This is a genomic window from Mesorhizobium sp. KACC 23794 (genome assembly GCF_052180275.1).
Taxonomy (GTDB): domain Bacteria; phylum Pseudomonadota; class Alphaproteobacteria; order Rhizobiales; family Rhizobiaceae; genus Kumtagia.
This window is the reverse complement of record NZ_CP197465.1, coordinates 2,133,600-2,152,518: the sequence shown is the minus strand read 5'-3', so window position 1 is coordinate 2,152,518 and position 18,919 is coordinate 2,133,600. Positions and strand designations below refer to the sequence as shown.

At 64.4% G+C, this 18,919-nt stretch carries 16 protein-coding genes and 1 pseudogene; 5 read left to right on the top strand and 12 right to left on the bottom strand.

The genetic code is table 11. The annotated features are described in order from the left end of the window. Nucleotides 1-10: 10 nt before the first annotated feature. From ACSBOB_RS10520 to ACSBOB_RS10495, 6 genes and pseudogenes are all read right to left on the bottom strand, one after another. Complete coding sequence (locus ACSBOB_RS10520; protein WP_442582345.1) at nucleotides 11-1,342, bottom strand: hypothetical protein; 1,332 nt, start codon at nucleotides 1,340-1,342, stop codon at nucleotides 11-13. A gap of 73 nt (nucleotides 1,343-1,415) precedes the next feature. Beyond that, nucleotides 1,416-3,329: an adenylate/guanylate cyclase domain-containing protein gene (locus tag ACSBOB_RS10515; RefSeq protein ID WP_442582344.1), complete on the bottom strand. Its 1,914-nt coding sequence runs from the start codon at nucleotides 3,327-3,329 to the stop codon at nucleotides 1,416-1,418. 111 nt (nucleotides 3,330-3,440) lie between these two features. Then, nucleotides 3,441-3,530, bottom strand: a pseudogene (locus ACSBOB_RS10510) (LysR family transcriptional regulator); the annotation flags it as partial. 71 nt (nucleotides 3,531-3,601) lie between these two features. Beyond that, the gene (locus ACSBOB_RS10505; protein WP_442582343.1) at nucleotides 3,602-6,811 is read right to left on the bottom strand and encodes an FG-GAP-like repeat-containing protein; all 3,210 of its coding nucleotides are present in this window, start codon (nucleotides 6,809-6,811) and stop codon (nucleotides 3,602-3,604) included. Between the two features lie 395 nt (nucleotides 6,812-7,206). Beyond that, entirely contained in the window at nucleotides 7,207-8,106 is a 900-nt protein-coding gene (locus ACSBOB_RS10500) for a LysR family transcriptional regulator (protein WP_442582342.1), read from the bottom strand. Nucleotides 8,107-8,390: 284 nt separating this feature from the next. Continuing rightward, nucleotides 8,391-9,581, bottom strand: coding sequence for an amidase (locus tag ACSBOB_RS10495; RefSeq protein WP_442582341.1), 1,191 nt, complete (start codon nucleotides 9,579-9,581; stop codon nucleotides 8,391-8,393). Nucleotides 9,582-10,124: 543 nt separating this feature from the next. On the opposite strand from ACSBOB_RS10495, the gene odc2 reads away from it, so the two are divergent. Continuing rightward, the gene (gene odc2 / locus ACSBOB_RS10490) at nucleotides 10,125-11,258 is read left to right on the top strand and encodes an ornithine/lysine decarboxylase (protein WP_442582340.1); all 1,134 of its coding nucleotides are present in this window, start codon (nucleotides 10,125-10,127) and stop codon (nucleotides 11,256-11,258) included. A gap of 151 nt (nucleotides 11,259-11,409) precedes the next feature. Then, entirely contained in the window at nucleotides 11,410-11,973 is a 564-nt protein-coding gene (locus tag ACSBOB_RS10485) for a GNAT family N-acetyltransferase (protein ID WP_442582339.1), read from the top strand. A 79-nt stretch (nucleotides 11,974-12,052) separates the two neighbouring features. On the opposite strand, the gene ACSBOB_RS10480 is transcribed toward ACSBOB_RS10485, so the two are convergent. Continuing rightward, on the bottom strand, nucleotides 12,053-12,334 hold the full coding sequence (locus ACSBOB_RS10480; protein WP_442582338.1) for an SCP2 sterol-binding domain-containing protein: 282 nt from the start codon (nucleotides 12,332-12,334) through the stop codon (nucleotides 12,053-12,055). Between the two features lie 262 nt (nucleotides 12,335-12,596). Between ACSBOB_RS10480 and ACSBOB_RS10475 the strand changes: the two genes are divergently transcribed. After that, nucleotides 12,597-13,358, top strand: a complete 762-nt coding sequence (locus tag ACSBOB_RS10475; protein ID WP_442582337.1) for a sulfite exporter TauE/SafE family protein — start codon at nucleotides 12,597-12,599, stop codon at nucleotides 13,356-13,358. Between the two features lie 4 nt (nucleotides 13,359-13,362). Here ACSBOB_RS10475 and ACSBOB_RS10470 read toward each other — a convergent pair whose 3' ends face one another. Further along, complete coding sequence (locus ACSBOB_RS10470) at nucleotides 13,363-14,247, bottom strand: GNAT family N-acetyltransferase (protein WP_442582336.1); 885 nt, start codon at nucleotides 14,245-14,247, stop codon at nucleotides 13,363-13,365. Between the two features lie 398 nt (nucleotides 14,248-14,645). Here ACSBOB_RS10470 and ACSBOB_RS10465 point away from each other — a divergent pair, with 398 nt between their 5' ends. Next, the gene (locus tag ACSBOB_RS10465; RefSeq protein WP_442582335.1) at nucleotides 14,646-15,035 is read left to right on the top strand and encodes a YciI family protein; all 390 of its coding nucleotides are present in this window, start codon (nucleotides 14,646-14,648) and stop codon (nucleotides 15,033-15,035) included. A 28-nt stretch (nucleotides 15,036-15,063) separates the two neighbouring features. Here ACSBOB_RS10465 and ACSBOB_RS10460 read toward each other — a convergent pair whose 3' ends face one another. From ACSBOB_RS10460 to ACSBOB_RS10450, 3 genes are all read right to left on the bottom strand, one after another. Then, nucleotides 15,064-15,819: an SDR family oxidoreductase gene (locus ACSBOB_RS10460; protein ID WP_442582334.1), complete on the bottom strand. Its 756-nt coding sequence runs from the start codon at nucleotides 15,817-15,819 to the stop codon at nucleotides 15,064-15,066. Nucleotides 15,820-16,013: 194 nt separating this feature from the next. Further along, on the bottom strand, nucleotides 16,014-16,862 hold the full coding sequence (locus ACSBOB_RS10455) for a hypothetical protein (protein WP_442582333.1): 849 nt from the start codon (nucleotides 16,860-16,862) through the stop codon (nucleotides 16,014-16,016). Nucleotides 16,863-16,883: 21 nt separating this feature from the next. Further along, nucleotides 16,884-17,312 (bottom strand): ABA4-like family protein, encoded by a 429-nt coding sequence (locus tag ACSBOB_RS10450; protein ID WP_442582332.1) that lies wholly within the window; start codon nucleotides 17,310-17,312, stop codon nucleotides 16,884-16,886. A gap of 142 nt (nucleotides 17,313-17,454) precedes the next feature. Between ACSBOB_RS10450 and ACSBOB_RS10445 the strand changes: the two genes are divergently transcribed. After that, entirely contained in the window at nucleotides 17,455-18,087 is a 633-nt protein-coding gene (locus tag ACSBOB_RS10445; protein ID WP_442582331.1) for a TetR/AcrR family transcriptional regulator, read from the top strand. Between the two features lie 24 nt (nucleotides 18,088-18,111). Here ACSBOB_RS10445 and ACSBOB_RS10440 read toward each other — a convergent pair whose 3' ends face one another. After that, complete coding sequence (locus tag ACSBOB_RS10440) at nucleotides 18,112-18,912, bottom strand: tellurite resistance TerB family protein (protein WP_442582330.1); 801 nt, start codon at nucleotides 18,910-18,912, stop codon at nucleotides 18,112-18,114. Nucleotides 18,913-18,919: the final 7 nt, after the last annotated feature.

Sequence of the window (18,919 nt, the reverse complement as noted above, 5' to 3'; positions counted from 1 at the left end):
CTTTTTTAAGTTATATTCTGATATTATTCCGAAGAAGAAAGTTCTCCCTGTAACTCATTTTTGGAAAGCTACGGCTGTCCGTCGGCAGCAGCGTGCGTGTGAAGCGACGCTCGCGAGCGCCGGCGTCGGATGCCAGGCGCCGTCCGGCATGCAATTCGCCGATGTGGCGACGCCTGAAATTGCTGTCGAGGAGGTCCGAAAACTCGCCGCCGGAGTGCATACGGTCGGCCGCAAGCATCGCATCGGCGACGTTGCCATAGTCCAGTTGGTCGGGGCTGAGGATCTGTAACGTCGCGGCCAGATACGTGCCCACAACATCGCGGGCATCAAGCAGCGCGTCCGCAAAGCCCTCTGCGTCGCGCGCGAAGGCCGCGTCGAATTCATCCTGCAGGAGACCTTCCATGGAGGGATCGGACTGCGCGGCGTCGGCGAATGCTGCGACCTCCGGCGAGATCAGGCCGCGCGACACCAGGCTTTCGTGAAAGATGTCGACAAGGCTGTCGAAGATCGCGCCGGTCAGCGGTTCCGACAGGTCGTGTTCGTTCTTCCAGCCATCAACGAAGTCGGCCATGGTCCGCTTGTTGTTGGCCGAGCGTATCTGGCGATGCGGCGATAACTCGGAAAAACGGGCGAGGCGGTTGGCGAGGTAGAGATTGCCCCTGGTCTCCTCAAGCACGTTTTCGACAACCGAGGGGAAATGCATCGCGGCAATAAGCGATACGCAATCGGCGAAGGACTCCTGGAAGCCGAGATACTCCGGATATTCGTTTTCGGCGTCAGGAATTCCCAGGATGCCGTAGATGATCGCGTGGCCCACCTCGTGTGCGATGATGTCGAAGTCGAGGCTGAAGGGTAACGTCCCGCCGTCACCGTCGAGCTGGCTGCCCAGTTCCAGGAAGCCGTAGCCGTACTGGGCGTTATTCCAGCCCGGCAGGATGTCGATCTCCAGGCGGTTGTAGTGATCGCTGAAATGCCACGCCAGCGGCCGGTCAAGGTAACGTTCCCACACATCCAGCGTGAAGCGTGCACAGCCGAATGCGTGCGCGGCCTCGAAACCCGGCACGTCCGGCCGATAATGATCGAAATTGCCCCACCGGTCGGGAACGGCGGGCGCAAGAATCCGGCCTTGCCAGGGCGGAAGGTAAAGGAAGGGCGTTCCGAGCGGACCGATGTTGAGCCCGTAGGCTCGGGCCTTCCCGTCCGGCACGATGACGTACATGCTGTCGTCCGACGGCCCAACGCGAAGGCTGCCTGCGGGCGACGAGACAGTGATGATTTCGGGGCGGGAGAGGTCGTCCTCGAACGGAGGCTGAACAAAGAGCCTAAACCGTGTGCCGCCCATCTAAACCCCTCGACGATGGAGGTTCAATGTAACATAGCAATATTGATCTGGCGATAGCTTTGATCGTTGAAGATTATTCCGAAGTTTTTCCAGAAAATTGCATCAAATCGGCTAGTCCAATAATTTCTATCAACTTCTGATAGCGAGGATGATCGCGAATAGACTCCAGATCCGCGTCATTCATGAACCACAATTTCATATCACTGCCGACGTGTGGCGCCCAGGCTTCCAGCAAATCCATTGCCCGATCGACTTCCCCAAGTTGTGCATAGGTGCAGGCAGCGTTGTATTGTATATGTGTATCGCCCGGATCGGTTGCGATCGACTGGGCGAGCCACGCCAGAGCCCGTTCATTCTCGCCGAGGAAGGCCAGCACCGTTGCCGCAAGACATGCGCAATTGGCGTTCTCCGGATGCCGCTGAAGTTCTTCCTCCGCTTTCCTGACCGCGACGCGCCCGTAGGTCTTCGCCTCGTCGATCCTTCCGTCGGAACGCAGCACGCTGACGAGCATCGCCGGCGAGCCGTAATCCGTCGGCTTGATCTCCATGGCGCGCACGAAATGCTTTGCGGCAAGGTCGAAGTGGCCATCTGTGACGCAGAATTCCGCATAGAAGCGATTGGCTTCATGGCAATCGGGATTGAGGGCCAACGCCTGCCCCAAGGCTACGGCCGCGGCGGCGCGGTTGCCGCCGAGCGCGAGGGCGATGCCCTGGGCCGCATGGGCCTCCGCCAATCGCGGATCGATCGCCAGCGCCTTTTCGGCAGTCGCCAGGATGTCGTCGACCTTGATCTTGTCGCCGTACATCGACTGAAGCCTTATATCGCAGAACGCTATCCCGGCATAAGCCCGTGCATAGGCGGGATCGAGTTCGACGGCACGGAGAAAATTCCGGCGCGCCATCAGATGGTTCGCCTTGTTGGCGATGTGATAATATTCGCGCCCGCGCAGATAGTGCGTGTAGGCCTCGACATTTTCCGTCGGCGCCTGTTCGATCGCCTTCTTCTCTTCGGGCAGGAGCCGGACCTTGAGCTGGCTGACGACCGCCTTGGCGATCTCGTCCTGCACGGCGAATATATCGGTCAGGTCGCGGTCGAAGCGCTCTGCCCAGAGGTGGCCGTCGGTGGCGCCCTCGATCAGTTCGGCATTGATCCGCACGCGGTTCCCGGATTTGCGGACGCTGCCTTCGACGATGTAGGCGACGCCGAGTTCGCGGGCGATGCGCGCCAGCGTCTGCGTGCTGCGCTTGTAGGAGAACACCGTGTTGCGGCTGATGACGAACAGGCCGGACACGTTCGAGAGGTCGGTGATGATGTCCTCGGTTATGCCGTCGCTGAAATATTCCTGCTCGGTATCGTTGCTCAAATTGGCGAAGGGAAGGATCGCCACGGACGGCTTTGCGATAGGGGCCAGCGCCTGACCGCCCCTGGCGGAAGCGGATTCGGCGAGCGATCCGTCCCGCTGCCAATCGGCAAAGAAGACGTGCACGGGCTGGGCGATGTTTTTCACCGTCCTGGCGCCCTGGTCGATGAAACCGAGGTCGAGCTTGTTGCCGACCTCGTTGCGCACCGCCGCCGAGCAGGCGATGCCGCCGGGAACCGCAAGTCCCTGCAGGCGGACCGCCATGTTCACGCCATCGCCGTGGAAATCGTCGCCGTCGACGATGATGTCGCCGAGATTGATGCCCATGCGAAACATGAAGTGCCGGTCTTCCGGCAGCCCGGCATTGCGCTCCAGCATGCCACGCTGGATCTCGGCCGCGCAACGCGTCGCGTTCAGCACGCTGCCGAACTCGATCAGAAAACCATCGCCCATCACCTTGAAGATGTGGCCGCCATGTCGGGCCACGGTGGGGTCGAAGAATTCATTGCGATGACGGCGAAGAGCGGAGAGGGTCTGCTCTTCGTTGGCTTCCATAAGGCGGCTGTACCCAACGACATCGGCGGCCAGGATTGCCGCAAGCCGACGTACAAGCTGCTCCTCGCTCATAACGCATGCCCCCGATCGGCGATGCTACCTTATCGGCGGTTCCGCGGCAACGCCGCTTGGGATCGGGAGTGGTCTGCGTCCAAGCCGAAAGCCTTGTCCGGCGCCGTTCTTTCGGAACCATTGCACCAGGAAATCGACGAAGACGCGGACCTTCGCCCGCAGGTAGCGGCGGCTGGGCGGGCGGAAGATGCCGCCGTCGCTTTTTGGCAGTTCACATGAGATCGGCGCGTGCGTCGTGCCGCGTGTGTGGAATGCCGTTCATCATCGGCCGTTCAAACGACGATGAAGTCTGCGGCGGTCAACAGTGGAGCTCCTGCGAGGGTCGCGAAGCGGATGGCGGCGAAGGTGGTTCCGAATCCGTCGGCATCGTAAAGAAGCGCTCCGGTGACGGAGTTGTAGATGATGTGGTCGTCGGCGTCCCTTGGCGCCAGCGCCGTGTCCTTGAACGCCGACGCGCTCAGCACCCCAAGGCCGAGCGCCGTGAATATGGCATCGTCGAGCTCGATCTTGTCCGTGCCCGCCGCGAAGTCGGCGATGCGGACGATGTTGTCGGCGGCAAGCGCCGTCGAGAAGCGGAAACTGTCCGCCCCGCCCATGCCGTAGAGCACGTCCGCGCCGCCGCCGCCGTCCAGCGTGTTGGCGCCGTCATTGCCGCGCACCAGCTGCACCAACTCGTTGCCGGTGAGGCTGACGCCGGTGACGCCGGCAAGCGAGGTGGTGTTGAGGTATTCGACATGGGCGCCGGCCGTCAGCACGAAGTTTACGGCCGCGCTCACCCGGTCGTCGCCCTCGCCGTCAAGCTCGACGATCACGTCGCCGGCATTGTAGACCTGATAGCCGTCGTTGCCCTTGCCGCCGATCAGCGTGTCGGCCGCGCCCGTCCCGCCGTCGCTCAGGATGTTGTCGCCGGCATTGCCGCGGATCGTCTGGGCGAAGGAATTGCCGGTGAGATTGACGGCATAGGTGGCATTGAGTGCGGTGGTGTTGAGCAGTTCGACATGCACGCCCTTGCCGAGCACGTAATCGACGCCGGCCGAGACGCGGTCGTTGCCCTCGCCGGCAAGCTCGATGACGATATCGCCGCTGTTGTAGACGAGGTAGGTGTCGTTGCCGTCATGGCCCCGCATCGTGTCGGCGCCGCCGACGCCGCCATCATGCAAGGTATTCTTGCCGTCATTGCCGACGATGGTCTGCGACAGCGCGTTGCCGCGGAGATCGATCGCCGACTTGCCGGTGGACGAGTTGGTCGACAGGATCTCGATGTCGTCGTCGGCCGCCAGCGTGAAGCTGACGAAGCTGGCAACCTGGTCGGCGGTGCCGTTGCCGGCCGTCTCGATGATGGTGTCGGTCGCATCGTCGACGAAATAGAGGTCGCTGCCGATGCCGCCGGCGAAGATGTCGTCAAAACCCTTGGTGCCGCGCAGGATGTCGCCGTCGCTGTCCAGCCCGGTCACGGTGATGGTCACCGTGGCGGTGTCGCCGTCGGAAAGCGTGTAGGTGAAGGTGTCGTCGCGCAGAAGGTTGATCGCACCCGACGCCGAATCCGGCAGGTCGTCGAAGGCGCCGTTGGGATCGTAGTCGAAGCTGCCGTCGGCCTTCAGCGTCAAGAGCGCCCCGGACGCCAGCGTCACCTGCTGGCCCACGTCACCGGAAACGCCGTTGACTTCGGCAACCACAAGCGCCGAATCCGGATCGGCGTCCGGCCCAAAACCGTTGTCGCCGAAGACGCTGCCGCCGGCGATCGTCGTCGCCTCGTCCAACGCGAACGTGTCGTCCTGCGCCACGCCTGCGTCGTCGACGGGCGTCACGGCAATCGTGAAGGTCTGGCCAGCGACCGTGCCGCCCGCGCCGTCCGAAACCGAGAAGCCGAAGGAGGCGGAAGCCGTCTCGCCGCCATTGTGGGTGTAGGTAATCAGGTTGGCGTTGATGTCGGCCTGGGTGAAGGTGGCGTTCAGCCCCAGCGAGACGCCGTTGCGGAACAGCGTGCCGTTCGTCGCGACCGAGGTGACCGTGTAGGTGATCGCCGCGTCACCCTGCTCCGGATCGTTGAAGTCGAGGCGTGCCGACGTGATCGTTCCGCTGGCGCCTTCGGCCAGCGTCAGCCCCAGATTGGCTCCCACCGATGGTGCGGTGTTGGCCGCCGCCGTGGTGAAGTTGAGGAACTGCGAATCGGTGATGCCGACACGCTGGATTCCGTCCAACCGGCCGAAAGTCATGCCGTCGGCGTCGCGGATCGCCCCGGTTGCGAACTGCAGGTAGTAGCCGGTGCTGCCGGCAAGCGTGGTGGCGAAGTCGATGGTGAGCGTGGCTGTGCCCGACCCCGTCACCCGCGCATCGTTGCCGGCAAAAGTCTCGACGATTGCGTTGTCGGACACCCTGCGCAGCGTGATATTGCCAGCCCCTGTGAAAACACTCTCGTTGAAGGTGAGGGTGACGTTGGCGCTGGTCGAGACGGAGCCGGCATTGTCGGCGGGCGTGGAGGAGACAAGGCGCGGCGGCGCGCCATTCTGCGTGTAGGTGGAGTGGTCGCCCGCGCGGTAGAGCAGGATGTCGATGTCGCCGTCGCCGTCGAAATCGGCGATCTCCATATTGTCCGGGCCTACGGCCGGGATGAAGGCAAGTCCGGCAAACGGCGTCGTGGAGAGGTCGGTCGTCAGCGTGTAGCTGCCGCCGCCATTGTTGCGATAATAGGCTTCGGCACTGCCGTTCCAGAACAGCATATCGACGTCGCCGTCGCTGTCGAAATCGCCGACGACGGTCGTGTTGGGGTCTGTGCTGTCGGTTGACAGGGCAGTGAAAGGCGAAGCCTGCTGGCTGTAGCTTCCCCCATCGTTTCGCAGATAGACGAATTGATCGGTATCGCCCCTGAAGAAAAGGATGTCCTGGTCGTTATCGCCATCGAAATCCGCAACCCGCGTGCTCTCCGGCCCCCAGGCCGGGACGGGGACGCCCGCGAACGGCGTCAGGGACATGTTCGTGATGCTGGTAAACGCGCCTGAGCCGTTGTTTCGGTAGTAGATTTCCTGGGTGCCGGACCAAGCCACGAGGTCGACGTCGCCGTCATTGTCAAAGTCCCCAGGCAGGAAAATATTCTGGGTCGCGCTCGTGAGCCCCGCGAAGGGCGACGTTCCCGTAACGTAGTGTGTACCGTCATAGGTGAGATACGTGTGGGTTCCGTTGGCGAAATAAAGGATGTCCCGGTCGCCATCGTTGTCGAAGTCGGCGAGGACCGTATTGGACGGTCCGTAGTTCGGCGCCACGGCGAGACCCTGGAAAGGCGTCCCGGTCAGATTGGCGAAGTAGGTGACGGTGCCATTGCCGTTGTTGCGGTAGTAGGCGTCGACGGAGCCGCTCCAGAAGGAAAGATCGACATCGCCATCGTGGTCGAAATCGCCGGCCAGGAACTGGAAGGTCGTGCTGGTTGCACCGATTGTGCCTGGGGTGAGGTCCGTGAAGAGGTCGCCTATGGTGTAGGTTACCATTGTGCCTTGTTCTCCCCAAAGCCGCCCGTCTCCGGCCATCCCGGCCGTTCGATTCGCGCGGCAATCCATTGCGATGCCGGATCGGTATCCCGGTCCGGTTCAAGTCTCGATGTGCTCAAGGATTATGACTGGCTCGATCGCCCCGGAACGACACCCTCGTCCCAGCGGCATATGTTACCGCCGTTCCAAGGTTTCCCGCCCGATACGTTTCGGCCCAAATCGTCCCGCAGGCACAAGGGGTAGAGCATCCGCGGACTTTGGAGAAGTACTTTTTCGTTAACTGAAAGTAACAGGTCCAAGGGGTTACGGCCTGCAGCCTTGCCGTCGGGCGCACAGCCGCCGCCATTCGGATGGCTTTGAGGTCGCAATCGTGGACGTAATTGTTCCGGCTGAGGTCACCCCGCGCCGTTCTTCCGGAACCACTGGACAAGGAAATCCACGAAAACGCGGACTTTCGCCGGCAGGTAGCGGCGGTGGGGATAGACGGCGAAAATGCCGCCGCCGCGCGGCACGCGGTCGTCGAGAACCGGCACCAGGCGGCCGGCGTCGATGTCGGGCTGGGCTATGAAGTCGGGCAGGATGGCCCAACCGAGGCCGGAAACGGCCGCGGCGCGCGCTGCCATTGGGCTGTTGACCTCAATGCGGCCGGTGACCGACACGGTTGTCGTCTCGCCGTCCTCGCCGACGAAAGGCCAGTTGGACAGCCAGCGGCCGTTGGTGTCGATGACGCAGGGCTTGTTGGCGAGGTCCTGCGGGCGCATGGGAAGGCCGTATTTGTCGATGACCTCCGGCGAGGCGCAGACCCTGACCGAAAAAGGCGACAGGCGCCGGGCGATGAGGGAAGAACTTTCCAGCCGGGTGATGCGGATTGCGAGGTCGAACCCTTCCTCGACAAGATCGACGAAACGGTCGTCGAGCTGGATTTCCAGCACGATCTCGGGATGGTCGCGGGCGAAATCGATCAGCGCCTGGCCGATCGGCGCATCGGCGAAGGTACGCGGCGCCGACAGTTTTATGCGGCCGCGTACATCGCCGGAGGATTCGCGCACCGCGTCGGCCAGGCTGTCGACCTCGCGCACGATCTCGGAGGCGCGGCGATAATAGGTGTGGCCGGCCTCGGTCAGCGAGAACTGGCGGGTGGTGCGGTTGAGCAGCAGCGCGCCGAGCTCGTCCTCCAGCTCGCGGACATATTTGGAGAGCAGCGCTTTTGACCGGCCGATCTTTCGCGCGGCGGCGGAGAAACCCTCGGCCTCCACGACGTCGATGAAGGCGCGCATGCGCGTGAGCGTGTCCATTCAGGGCTCCGGATGAGATTCGGCCGTTGGCGATTTTCCCGCCATCGTCGCACTCCGTCCAACACCCCTCATCCGACCTCGCTGCGCTCGGCCACCTTCTCCCACAAGGGGAGAAGGGGGAGTTTCGCGTTGGCGGCAATGGCAATTGCCAACGTCAGAGATTTGCAGAGGCGAAGCGGCAGTGCTCCACCTTCTCCCCTTGTGGGAGAAGGTGGCCTCGCGAAGCGAGGTCGGATGAGGGGTGTTGGACGGAGTGCCACAACCACAAGGCGAGTGCTTGAACATCACAGACCCGCACCCGCCAGAATCTTCCGTCCCAGCCGGATCAGCGCGACGTCGCTGTCGGGTGGGCCGACGATGGAGAGGCCGAAGGGGGCGCCGCGGACGGTGCCGACGGGCAGGGTGATCTGCGGGCAGCCGGAGAGGCCGGCGAGGCAGAGAAGATGCAGCGCCCGCTCGCGGTAGGATTGGAGGTCTTCAGGTGCCGCATCTTTCAGCGGCGCGGCGCCAGGCACGGTGGGCAGGACCAGAACCGCGCCGTCCGTCAAAAGCTCCAGCATCTCGGCGCGGAAGGCGAGCCGCCGCACGCGCTCGGCATGGACGGTCTGTGCGTCGATGCCCTTGCCATAGCGGAAACGCTCAAGCGTGCCGGCGCCCACCGCGTCTGCATGCGCTTCCAGCCACGCGCCATGCTCGGCCCACGCCTCGAAAGCCTGGATGTTGCGGAAGCAGGAATAGAGCTCGTCGGGCGAGGACGTGAAGGGCAAGGTTTCGCGCGAGGTGAAGGGCAGGCCGACAAAACCTTTCATGCGCGTATATTCCGCAGCCTCGTCCGGTCCGGCGACATAGGTTTCCATCGTGTCCAGGGTGACGGCGCGGGTGAGCAGGCCGCGAAAGGCGTCGCGGCCGAGCAGGATTTTTCCGACCGCCTCGTAGACCTCGATGTCGGCGGCGAACCAGCCCACCGTGTCGAGCGAGGAGGCAAGCGGCATGGCGCCGTCGATCGGGATGCGGCCCTGCGTGGTGCGCAGGCCGATCAGCCCGCAAAAGCTTGCCGGCGCGCGCACCGAGCCGCCGGTATCGGAACCGAGCGCGATGTCGGCCAGCCCGCCGGCCACCGCTGCCGCCGATCCGCAGGACGAGCCGCCGGTGACGCGGTCGGGCGCCTTCGGGTTGACCGGAAAGGGGAAGTGGACGTTCTGGCCCATCAGCGAGAAGACCAGTTCGTCGGTCACCGTCTTGCCGGCGAAGCGGGCGCCCGAATCGAGCAGCACCTTGACGCAGGAGGCGCTCCTCACGGCGGGCGCGGCTTCCGCGAACTTTTCGGGGTTGCCGCAGCCGGTGCGATAGCCTTCGACGTCGAATATGTCCTTAACGCCCAGCCGCAACCCGGCGAGAATGCCGGATTCCGCATTGGTGACAGGCACTTGCGGCAGGTCGAGGAAGGCGTTGAAACTGTCCCGGGTTCCCGGCATCGTTCACCGTTGGCGCGTGTTTTCGCCAGAATTGTTCGACGGACGAAGAATTGCAAGCGGGATGCATTTTTTCGTTGATTGTGACAGCCAAGATTCCTATATCGCGCTTGCCCAAAGTCGCACGTGCCTGTGGGTGTCCGCCGGTCCCTCGAATGGCGAGGGAACTCGGTAAGGTAACTGGAGCTAACCCCTCCAGTCGGTTCAGCGGCCAACCGCCGACCCGAGGACACCTTGAAGCAACGACGGTGCGGGCCTTTCTGGTTCTCTTCCGGTTGTCCAAAAACCGGGGTTACTGAAGAGGCACACCTTCATTGCCGGCAGTGCGGATGGGTTCCCCCTCCAAGCCAAGGCAGACAAAGCGGATTTCTGGCCGGGCAGGTCAAAAGTCCATCGCCGCGAGACGGTGTTTCATGGTTCCGGGGTCTCCACCGGCTGGTTCCATGGATTTTCCGTCCCGCCTTTGTCCATAGCGAGTTCGCGAGGCCGAGCGCCCGCGTTCCGCAGCCTTGTTGCGCGCCTCGAAAGCGCGATTGGAGCATATCGATGGCCACCCAGCGCATCCTCGACTTCCTCGCCACCCGACGTCCGGCCGGCCCTTGCCTGGTCGTCGACCTCGACGTGGTCCGCGACAATTTCCGCGCCTTCGAGAAGGCGCTGCCGGACAGCAAGATCTATTACGCGGTGAAGGCAAACCCGGCGCCGGAGATCCTGCGCCTGCTTGCTGCGATGGGCTCGTCCTTCGACACCGCGTCGGTTGCCGAAGTCGAGATGGCCATGGACGCGGGCGCGCCCGCCGACCGCATCTCCTTCGGCAACACCATCAAGAAGGAGCGCGATATTGCGCGCGCCCATTCGCTGGGCATCCGGCTGTTCGCGGTCGACTGCGTCGAGGAAGTCGAGAAGGTTTCCCGCGTCGCCCCCGGCAGCCGCGTGTTCTGCCGCGTGCTGACCGATGGCGAGGGCGCCGAGTGGCCGCTGTCGCGCAAATTCGGCTGCGTGCCGGCGATGGCGGTCGACGTGCTGCGCCATGCCAAGTCGCTCGGGCTGGACGCCTATGGCGTGTCGTTCCATGTCGGTTCGCAGCAGTGCGACCTGACGGCTTGGGACCGCGCGCTGGGCGACGCCAAGAAGGTGTTTTCGACGCTGGCCGAGGAAGGCATCGTGCTGAAGATGGTCAATATGGGTGGTGGCTTCCCGACCCGTTACCTGAAGGACGTGCCGGTGGCGCAGGCCTACGGCCAGGCGATCTTCTCGGCGCTGCGCAAGCATTTCGGCAACGACCTCCCCGAGACCATCATCGAGCCGGGCCGCGGCATGGTCGGCAATGCCGGCGTCATCAAGTCGGAAGTCGTGCTGATCTCCAAGAAGGCCGACAACGACAATGTGCGCTGGGTCTATCTCGACATCGGCAAGTTCGGCGGTCTCGCCGAGACGATGGACGAGGCGATCCGCTACCCGATCGTGACGGCGCGCGACGCCGACCAGAAGGCGCCTTGCGTGCTCGCCGGCCCGACCTGCGATTCGGCCGACGTGATGTACGAGAAGACGCCCTATCCGCTGCCGCTGTCGCTGACCATCGGCGACGAGGTGCTGATCGAGGGCACCGGCGCCTACACGACCACCTACTCGGCGGTCGCCTTCAACGGCTTCGAGCCTCTCCGATCCTACGTGATCTGACGGGCTTTTAGCCCCTCGGATCACTTCCCGGCCGCCGGCGGCCTTAGTGGCGCATGGCCCTTTCCGAAACCGAAGTGGTTTCGGGGCCATGCGCAGGCCGGCGACGGGTTCGCTTGTGGAACAGACCTCTGCGGGTGAAGGATTTTTTGAAATGAACGCATTCGAAATCGATACCCTGGACTACACCATCCTCGCCGAGACCGCCTCCGACGAAGCGGCCCGCGAGGCGCTGCTCGACCGCGCCATGGGGCCGGGGCGCAAGCGCAAGTCGTCGGAGAAGCTGCGGCGCGGCCGCCGGCCGGCCGAAGGGCTGGCTTTGGTGGCGCGCGGCGCGGATGGGCGCGTCGTCGGCACTGTCAGGTTGTGGGACGTCGGCTTCCAGAATGGCGGCAGGGGGATGCTCCTCCTCGGCCCGCTCGCCGTCGATCCGTCGGTGAAATCCGCCGGCATCGGCTCGGCGCTGATGCACCATGCGGTCGCAGAGGCGACGCGGCTGGGGCATCGCGCGATCCTGCTGGTGGGTGACGCAACCTATTACGAGCGCTTCGGCTTTTCGGCGGAGAAGACCGGCCGGCTTGCCATGCCCGGCCCCTACGAGCGGCATCGCTTCCTGGCGCTGGAACTGGCCGACGGCGCGCTGGATGGCGCGAACGGCGTGCTGAAGGCGACCGGCCGCAAGGCGAAGACCGTGCACAGGCTGGCGCGGGCGGCCTGAGCCCCGACCGAGACTGGCGAAACGCCCAACAAGAAGCCCGCCGCCAGGATTTGGCGGCGGGCTTTTTCGAGGATTTTTCCTACAGAAGCTGGCTCAGGGCCATGGCGACAGTCATGTCGCCGGTGACCTTGATCTTGCCGGTCATGAAGGCCATGGTCGGGCTGAGGTCGCCCGACATCAGCGATTCAAGATTGTCCAGCGACAGCGAGATGGTGCAGTCGGTCGGCGCATCGGTCGTCGAGATGGTGGCGCGGTCGACGACGATGATGCCGTCGCTGCCGAGGTCGAATTTCACCGAATTTTCGAACCCGCCCTTTTCGACGCGAGGCCGCAGCCGCTCGACGATGTCCTGAACGCCCATTCTCAAGTCTCCTATTGTCGTGGCCGGCTGGGGACCGCCGCCTCAAATAGCGCGGCCGCACCCTTCGGCAATCGTGCCTCGGGTCGACCGGGCGGATGCAAATCAGACTGGCAAAGGGTTACGTCAGCCTGATGTCGGCGGTCAACAGGTCGTCTCGCGGCTGCGACGATTGGTGGATGGCTGACTCGGTCCCCAACCAGACTGCCCGGTTTGCGGGGAAACCTGGTACGAGAACTGGTGGCGATCTGGACCGCACGGCCGCATGAAGGCGCGCCATAGTGGCCGCATGTCTCCAGGCATCATCATCTTCTCGGTCGTGTGCGTTTTCCTCGCCGCAATCGTGCGGGGTTATTCGGGATTCGGCTTCTCGCTGCTGACCGTCACGGCGCTTTCGCTGGTGCTGCCGACTGCTCAAGTGGTCCCCTCGATCTTCATGCTGGAGATCGCCGCCAGCATCCATTTGCTGCCGGGTATCTGGAAGGACGTGCACTGGCGCTCGATCCTGCCGCTGCTGATCGGCTGCCTGGTGGGAACGCCGTTCGGCGTATGGTTCCTCGCCAACGTGCCGGCCGCGCCCATGCAGGTGGCGCTCGGCGCGGTGGTGCTGATCTTCACGGTCCTGCTGTGGCGCGGCTTTGCCATGAAGACCATGCCAGGCACCGCCGCATCCGTGACGACAGGCGCGGTGTCGGGCGTGCTCAACGGTGCCTTCAGCACCGGCGGCCCACCAGTGATCCTGTTCTACTTCGCCTCGCCGGCCGGCAACATCGCCGGCCGCGCCTCCATCATCGCCTATTTCCTCGGCACCGACATGATGGCCCTGCCCATGCTGGCGCATGAGGGGCTGGTGACGTGGGACAGCGTTTTCCGCGCCCTGATGTTTTTGCCGCCGCTGCTGATCGGCGTCTGGGTAGGCTCAAGGGGTTTCAAAGGCGCCGACCCAGCCGTGTTCCGCAAATGGGTGCTGGCGCTGCTCGGCCTGCTGGCGGTGATTTCGGCCGTGCAGGGGATGGCCGCGCTGTGACAGGCTACATCCGCTTCTCGAACCAGTGGTTGGCGTAAACATTGTCGTTGTAGCGTGCGATCTCGTGGTAGCCGAGCTTTCGGTACATCGCCTGCGCCTCCGACAGCGCCCGGTTGGTGTCGAGCCGCACGGTCGACAGCCCCGCCTCCAGCGCGATTGCTTCGAGCTTTTCCATCAGCCGTGAGGCGACGCCCAGCCCGCGCGCCGAAGGCGCCACCCAGACGCGCTTGATCTCGCCGACGCCGTCCTCCAGCGTCTTCAGCACACCGCAGCCGGCGGGTTCGCCGTCGATGCGCGCCATGACGAACCAGCCCTTTGGCGGCGTCATCTCCGACGCCTCGGCGGCGTTGCCGAGTTCCAGGTCGAAACCTTCCTCGAAGCGCCGTGCCAGCTCGGCGAAATATTCGCCAAGGCAGAACCGCGCCTCGTCGCCGTCCGGCGGCTCTATGGCAATCTCGATCGCCGCGATGCGCAGCAGGCGCTCGACCTCCGCCATCGCCGCCACCAGCCGTTGGCGCTGCACTTCGTCGAGCGGCGCCAGCATCGCCGTGGCAAGCTCGTCCGACAGCGCGTCGTAGGCAGCGAATTCCGCGCGCCCCTTCTCCGTCAACCGCGCCTGGCGCACACGGCCGTCGCCATCCGCCTTGCCGACGTCGACCAGTTGCTGGCTTTCCAGCGAGCGTAGCAAACGGCTGAGGTAACCAGCGTCGAGGCCGAGCCGGCGGCGCAGGAAGCGCACATCCCTGCCCTCGCCCGGCCCCGTCTCGAAGATCAGCCGCGCCTCGCCGAGCGGCCGGCCGCGCGCCAGATAGCTTTCATCGAGCGCGCCGATGCGCTGCGACACCAGCCGGTTGAAGCTGCGGATTTGGTCGATCCGGTCTTTTTGCATTACCTGACTTTAGTCAGATATTTTTCACATGCAAGGTTCCGCCGCTCGCCGGCCAAGACAATCGCATATGAAGCGACCCCCACCCCTAACCCGTCCCCACAAGGGGGAGGGGAACTGGCTCGCATCTCCGCTGGGTGGCAGTCGTGACGGTCTTGTGCAGCACAGCGGCCGCAAGATCCCCTCACCCTTGTGGGGAGGGGTCAAGGGTGGGGGTACAACGCGCTGGACTCAGTCGTCGTTTCTCCTATGCGATAACCCTGCCTGACCGGAGCAGGCTCGACGGCACGTCGCGCCTGGCCGATGTCAGGAGAAAACTGCGAAAAGCTTGCGGAAACACCCGGAACCGGCTCTGTTCCGCGCTCCAAAACAGCCGTCCGACCAACTAGGAGAGGGAACCGATGCTCTATGCAATGCTTGCCTATCATGTCGAGGACGCCATCGACGCGATGACACCGGATGAGGACAGCGCGCTGATGGACGAACTGCTCGCCATCCACACGCGCTATGTCGACCAGGGCACATTCGGCCCTGCCGCGAGGCTCGTGTCGACAAGGGACGCCTGCACACTGCGCGGCCCCGGCGCCGGCGTGGTCATCGACGGCCCCTTCGCCGAGACCAAGGAACAACTGCTCGGCCTTTACATGGTCGAAGCCGAAGACCGCGACGCCGCGATCGAAATCGCGCGCGACCTGAAGCGCGTCAACCCGACCGCGGTCTACGAGATCCGGCCGGTCATGCTTTATATTCCCGGCGCGCAGCTTGCGGGAAGCGAGACGGAATCAGCCTGAACCAGCGGAGTGACGCGAGCGGCCAAACCTAGCCGCGTCCGACGAACGGCATCTTCGTCGCCATCACGGTCATGAACAGCACGTTGGCGTCGAGCGGCAGGCTGGCCATGTGCAGCACCGCATCCGCGACGCGCTGCACGTCCATGACTGCTTCGACGGCCATGGTGCCGTTGGCCTGCGGCACGCCGACGGTCATGGCGTGGGCCATGTCGGTCAGCGCGTTGCCGATGTCGATCTGGCCGCAGGCGATGTCGAAGCGCCGCCCGTCCAGCGCCAGCGTCTTGGTGAGGCCGGTGATGGCGTGCTTGGTCGCCGTGTAGGGCACCGAACCCGGACGCGGAGCGTAGGCCGAGATGGAGCCGTTGTTGATGATGCGCCCGCCCATCGGGTCCTGCCGGCGCATCGCGCCGAAGGCGGCGCGGGCGCACAGGAACGAACCCGTCAGGTTGACGCCGACCATGTCGGTCCACACCGATACCGGTATCTCGTCGATCGGCGTCGACTTGTAGCTCATGCCGGCATTGTTGAAGAGCAGGTCGACGCGGCCGAACGTGTCGGTGATCGTCTTGAACAGGGTTTCGACATCGTCCTCCCGCGAGATGTCGCAGGGTACGGCAAGCGCCCGTGCCTTCGTAGCGCCGGCCGCAGCCACCGCCTCGTCGAGCAGCGCCTGCCGCCGACCGACGAAAACCGTGTTCCAGCCGTTGCGCAGCAGCGCTGTCGCCGTCGCCTTGCCGATGCCGGTGCCCGCGCCCGTGACCACCGCTGTCTTGCTTGAACTCATGATATCTCCTCCATGCCGGACGCGAGGCATTGCAGATCATGCGCGATCAGGCAAGCCGCTCGACAAAAAGGGCGGTCATTCTCGACCGCCCTGATCTGAACCGCGCTTGGGAGGAGAAAAGCGGATCCGACTGTTGGGAATCATGCGCTTAAAGGGTTAACGAAAGATTAAGGTGGTTTTTGCATCCAGGCGCCTCAGCCGATCATGGGCAGGAACGGCCGGCCGTTCAATGCCTCGACGAAGGTCCACATCACGAAGCCGACGAACAGGACGGCGAAAAACCGCGCCGGCCAGCGGTTGAGCGGACCGAACAGCGCCAGCGACAGCAGGCCGAAGAGCGGAATGACGTGCAGCGAATGGGTGGCGAAGAAATGCGCCACGCGCAGGTCGCCGCCGTCGCGCACCCAGCCCATCAGCGGAAACCCACCGCTGTCCAGGCCGGAGCCACCGACCGCGTGGCCCGCCATGCTGGCCATGGTGCCGGCGGTCATCAGTGTCAGCGGCAACGTCAGCGCAAGGCCGACGACCAGCGCCTCGCGGACGACGGGTGAAAGGCCGGTGGCGGGATTGCGGGCGACCAGCCAGGCGTAGACGGTCGGCGGCGTGGTCAGGATCACCGCGCCGACACCCATGAGCGAATAGAAGCTGCCGCCGACCGGTCCCCGGTTGAAATGCGAAGCGGTTCCCAGAAACGCGGCGCCGCCGATCCAGACCATCTCGGCGACGATCGCTACCACCACGACGAAACTGTAAACGCGGTACCAGCGGCGTTCGCCCGTCCCCGCCGGCAGGAAGCGCGCGAAGAAGGCCAGGGTGAACAGGTAGACGACCAGCGCCGCCTCGAACTTCTGCGGCTTCATCCAGACGTCGACGCCGAGAAAAGTCCGCTGGTCGACCGACGAGGCGAAGACGGTGGCAGCAAGGGCGAACAGCAGCAGGATCGTCGTTCCATAAAAGCGCGGTTCGGCGTTGCGCAGCGAGGCGAAGAAGGGGCGCAGCCGGAGGTCGGGGACAGAATGCGGGGCGATCTGGATCGCGGACATGAGAAAGCTCCTCGTGGCGGTTCAGGCGATCGCGGCGTGCCCTGCCCTTGCGACGCGGATGGCGGAAAAGGTCAGGAGGCCGGCGGGTCCGAACAGGAAGGTCAGGGCGAGGCAAGGCGCGACCAGCAGGAATGGAACCCTGTCCAGCCGGGCTGTGCGGACGATCCACGCGCCGACGAACAGGTCGAAGGCGAGGTAGTGGATCCAGCCGGCGAGCAGAAGCTCGCGCGTCTGGAACAGCTTCGCCACCGTGTCGAGGCTTTCGAAACCGCCCTCCCCGCTCGCCCAGAAGGCGAGGATCAGGCCGGCATAGGCGACCGAAAGCAGCAGCGGGATGGCGACGCCAGCGACCCTGTCCGCCGCTCGCGGAAAGAACGGACTGCCGAGCAGTACCGCCCATCCGACCAGCGCTGTGGAGTTGGCAATCTGGAACAGCACGTCCGGCGTCATGCGGCCTCCTCACCGATATCTTGACGACGACAAGATGATTACAGGCGATCTTTACGATGTCAATTTTATTTTTACAACGTCCAGATTGAGCACCGCAATGACGGGTGCTAGGAAGTCACATGGCGATGGTGGAAAATGATCGATGACGGAAGACACCGGCCCGCGGCCGAAAACGGCCTATCACCATGGCGACCTGCGCACGGCGCTGCTGGCCGCTGCCGAGCAGGAACTGATCGAAAAGGGCATTGAAGGTTTCACGCTGCGCGGCGTGGCGAAACGCGCCGGCGTCTCGCATGCTGCCCCCGCGCATCATTTCCGCGATACCGGCGACCTGCTGACGGCGCTCGCCGTCGTGGCCGCCCAGCGATTCTACGCGACGATGAAGGCAAGGCAGGAGAGGTCGGCGCAGGATCCGAGGTCGCAGTTCATCGCCTCGGGCCAAGGCTACATCGAATTCGCGCTCGATAACCCGGCCCTGTTCGAGTTGATGTTCGGCTCGCGCCGGGCCGATTTTTCATGCGAGGATTTTTCAAGGCCGTCGTTCGAGGCGTTCATGGTGCTGGTCAAGGATGTGGCAGACCTGCGCGGCGACAACGCCCTCGATAACGTCGAGGGCCGCGCCGACATCCTGACCGCATGGTCGCTGGTGCACGGCCTGGCGAACCTGCTGATCGCCGGGCGGCTGAGATTTCTCGAAGGCGATCTCGAAGCCGACCGTGACGGCACGATTTTGCGCGCGCTGGAGCGCGTGGTTCCCGTCAGCCCGAGACTGTAGCGTTCCGCTCGAACATCCGATGCACTACCAGCGCGGATTGACGTTCGGATTCGTCGTGGAGGCGGGTTCGGGGCTGGCAGGCGCCGCCCAAGGGCCGCCGGGCTGGCCGGCCGGCTCGGCCGGAACCGAGGCCTTGGCGGCCGTCACCGTCGCCTCGACATGGTCGATCAGCGCGTCCGGCAGGCCGAGGCGGCCGGCGAGCAGGTCGAGATAGCCGCGCTCGGCGCGCGAGTCCGGATCGATTGCCAGACGCGAGGCGGCGTAGAGCTCCACTTTCTGCTCTTCCGTCTTCGCCGCGGCGGCAAGCGCGTCGAGATCGAGCGGCGCGTCCAGTTCGGCCATCAGGAATTTTTCCGCGTCGCCGCCGATGCCGGCGAGGCTGAGCTTGTCGGAAATCTTCTTGCGCTCCTCGTCATCGATGTGGCCGTCGGCCTTGGCGGCCGCGATCATGGCGCGGATCAGCGTCAGCGCGAACTCGGTGTCGCCCTGCGGCGCATTGTCCGGATGGAAGCCGGTGTCGGCGGGCGGCGGCAGCATTTGCGGCTGGGCCTCGGCGGTCTCGGCGGGCTCCTTGCCGGCCTGCCAGTTCTTGTAGGCGTGATAGGCAAGGCCGCCGATCGCCGCCAGCCCGCCCAGCTTGGCAGCCGAGCCGGTGACCGAGCGTCCGGTGCCGGTGCCGAGCAGCACGGCCACCAGCGCGCCGGCCGCCAGCGGGTTGTCCTTCGCCATCTGCACCGCCTTGCCGGCGCCGTCGCGCACGGTGCCGCCCGTGCCGGGCACATTGGAGCCGAGCAGGTCGTCGAGCAGTTTCTTGGGATCGAACATCGAGGCC

Excerpts from the sequence above, each read along its gene's own strand:
- ACSBOB_RS10520 (WP_442582345.1), bottom strand. The coding sequence starts at position 1,342 with ATGGGCGGCACACGGTTTAGGCTCTTTGTTCAGCCTCCGTTCGAGGAC.
- ACSBOB_RS10505 (WP_442582343.1), bottom strand. The coding sequence starts at position 6,811 with ATGGTAACCTACACCATAGGCGACCTCTTCACGGACCTCACCCCAGGC.
- ACSBOB_RS10475 (WP_442582337.1), top strand. The coding sequence starts at position 12,597 with ATGAAGGCGCGCCATAGTGGCCGCATGTCTCCAGGCATCATCATCTTC.
- ACSBOB_RS10465 (WP_442582335.1), top strand. The coding sequence starts at position 14,646 with ATGCTCTATGCAATGCTTGCCTATCATGTCGAGGACGCCATCGACGCG.
- ACSBOB_RS10450 (WP_442582332.1), bottom strand. The coding sequence starts at position 17,312 with ATGACGCCGGACGTGCTGTTCCAGATTGCCAACTCCACAGCGCTGGTC.
- ACSBOB_RS10445 (WP_442582331.1), top strand. The coding sequence starts at position 17,455 with ATGACGGAAGACACCGGCCCGCGGCCGAAAACGGCCTATCACCATGGC.
- ACSBOB_RS10460 (WP_442582334.1), bottom strand. The coding sequence starts at position 15,819 with ATGAGTTCAAGCAAGACAGCGGTGGTCACGGGCGCGGGCACCGGCATC.
- ACSBOB_RS10455 (WP_442582333.1), bottom strand. The coding sequence starts at position 16,862 with ATGTCCGCGATCCAGATCGCCCCGCATTCTGTCCCCGACCTCCGGCTG.
- ACSBOB_RS10515 (WP_442582344.1), bottom strand. The coding sequence starts at position 3,329 with ATGAGCGAGGAGCAGCTTGTACGTCGGCTTGCGGCAATCCTGGCCGCC.
- ACSBOB_RS10485 (WP_442582339.1), top strand. The coding sequence starts at position 11,410 with ATGAACGCATTCGAAATCGATACCCTGGACTACACCATCCTCGCCGAG.
- ACSBOB_RS10495 (WP_442582341.1), bottom strand. The coding sequence starts at position 9,581 with ATGCCGGGAACCCGGGACAGTTTCAACGCCTTCCTCGACCTGCCGCAA.
- ACSBOB_RS10470 (WP_442582336.1), bottom strand. The coding sequence starts at position 14,247 with ATGCAAAAAGACCGGATCGACCAAATCCGCAGCTTCAACCGGCTGGTG.
- ACSBOB_RS10440 (WP_442582330.1), bottom strand. The coding sequence starts at position 18,912 with ATGTTCGATCCCAAGAAACTGCTCGACGACCTGCTCGGCTCCAATGTG.
- odc2 (WP_442582340.1), top strand. The coding sequence starts at position 10,125 with ATGGCCACCCAGCGCATCCTCGACTTCCTCGCCACCCGACGTCCGGCC.
- ACSBOB_RS10480 (WP_442582338.1), bottom strand. The coding sequence starts at position 12,334 with ATGGGCGTTCAGGACATCGTCGAGCGGCTGCGGCCTCGCGTCGAAAAG.
- ACSBOB_RS10500 (WP_442582342.1), bottom strand. The coding sequence starts at position 8,106 with ATGGACACGCTCACGCGCATGCGCGCCTTCATCGACGTCGTGGAGGCC.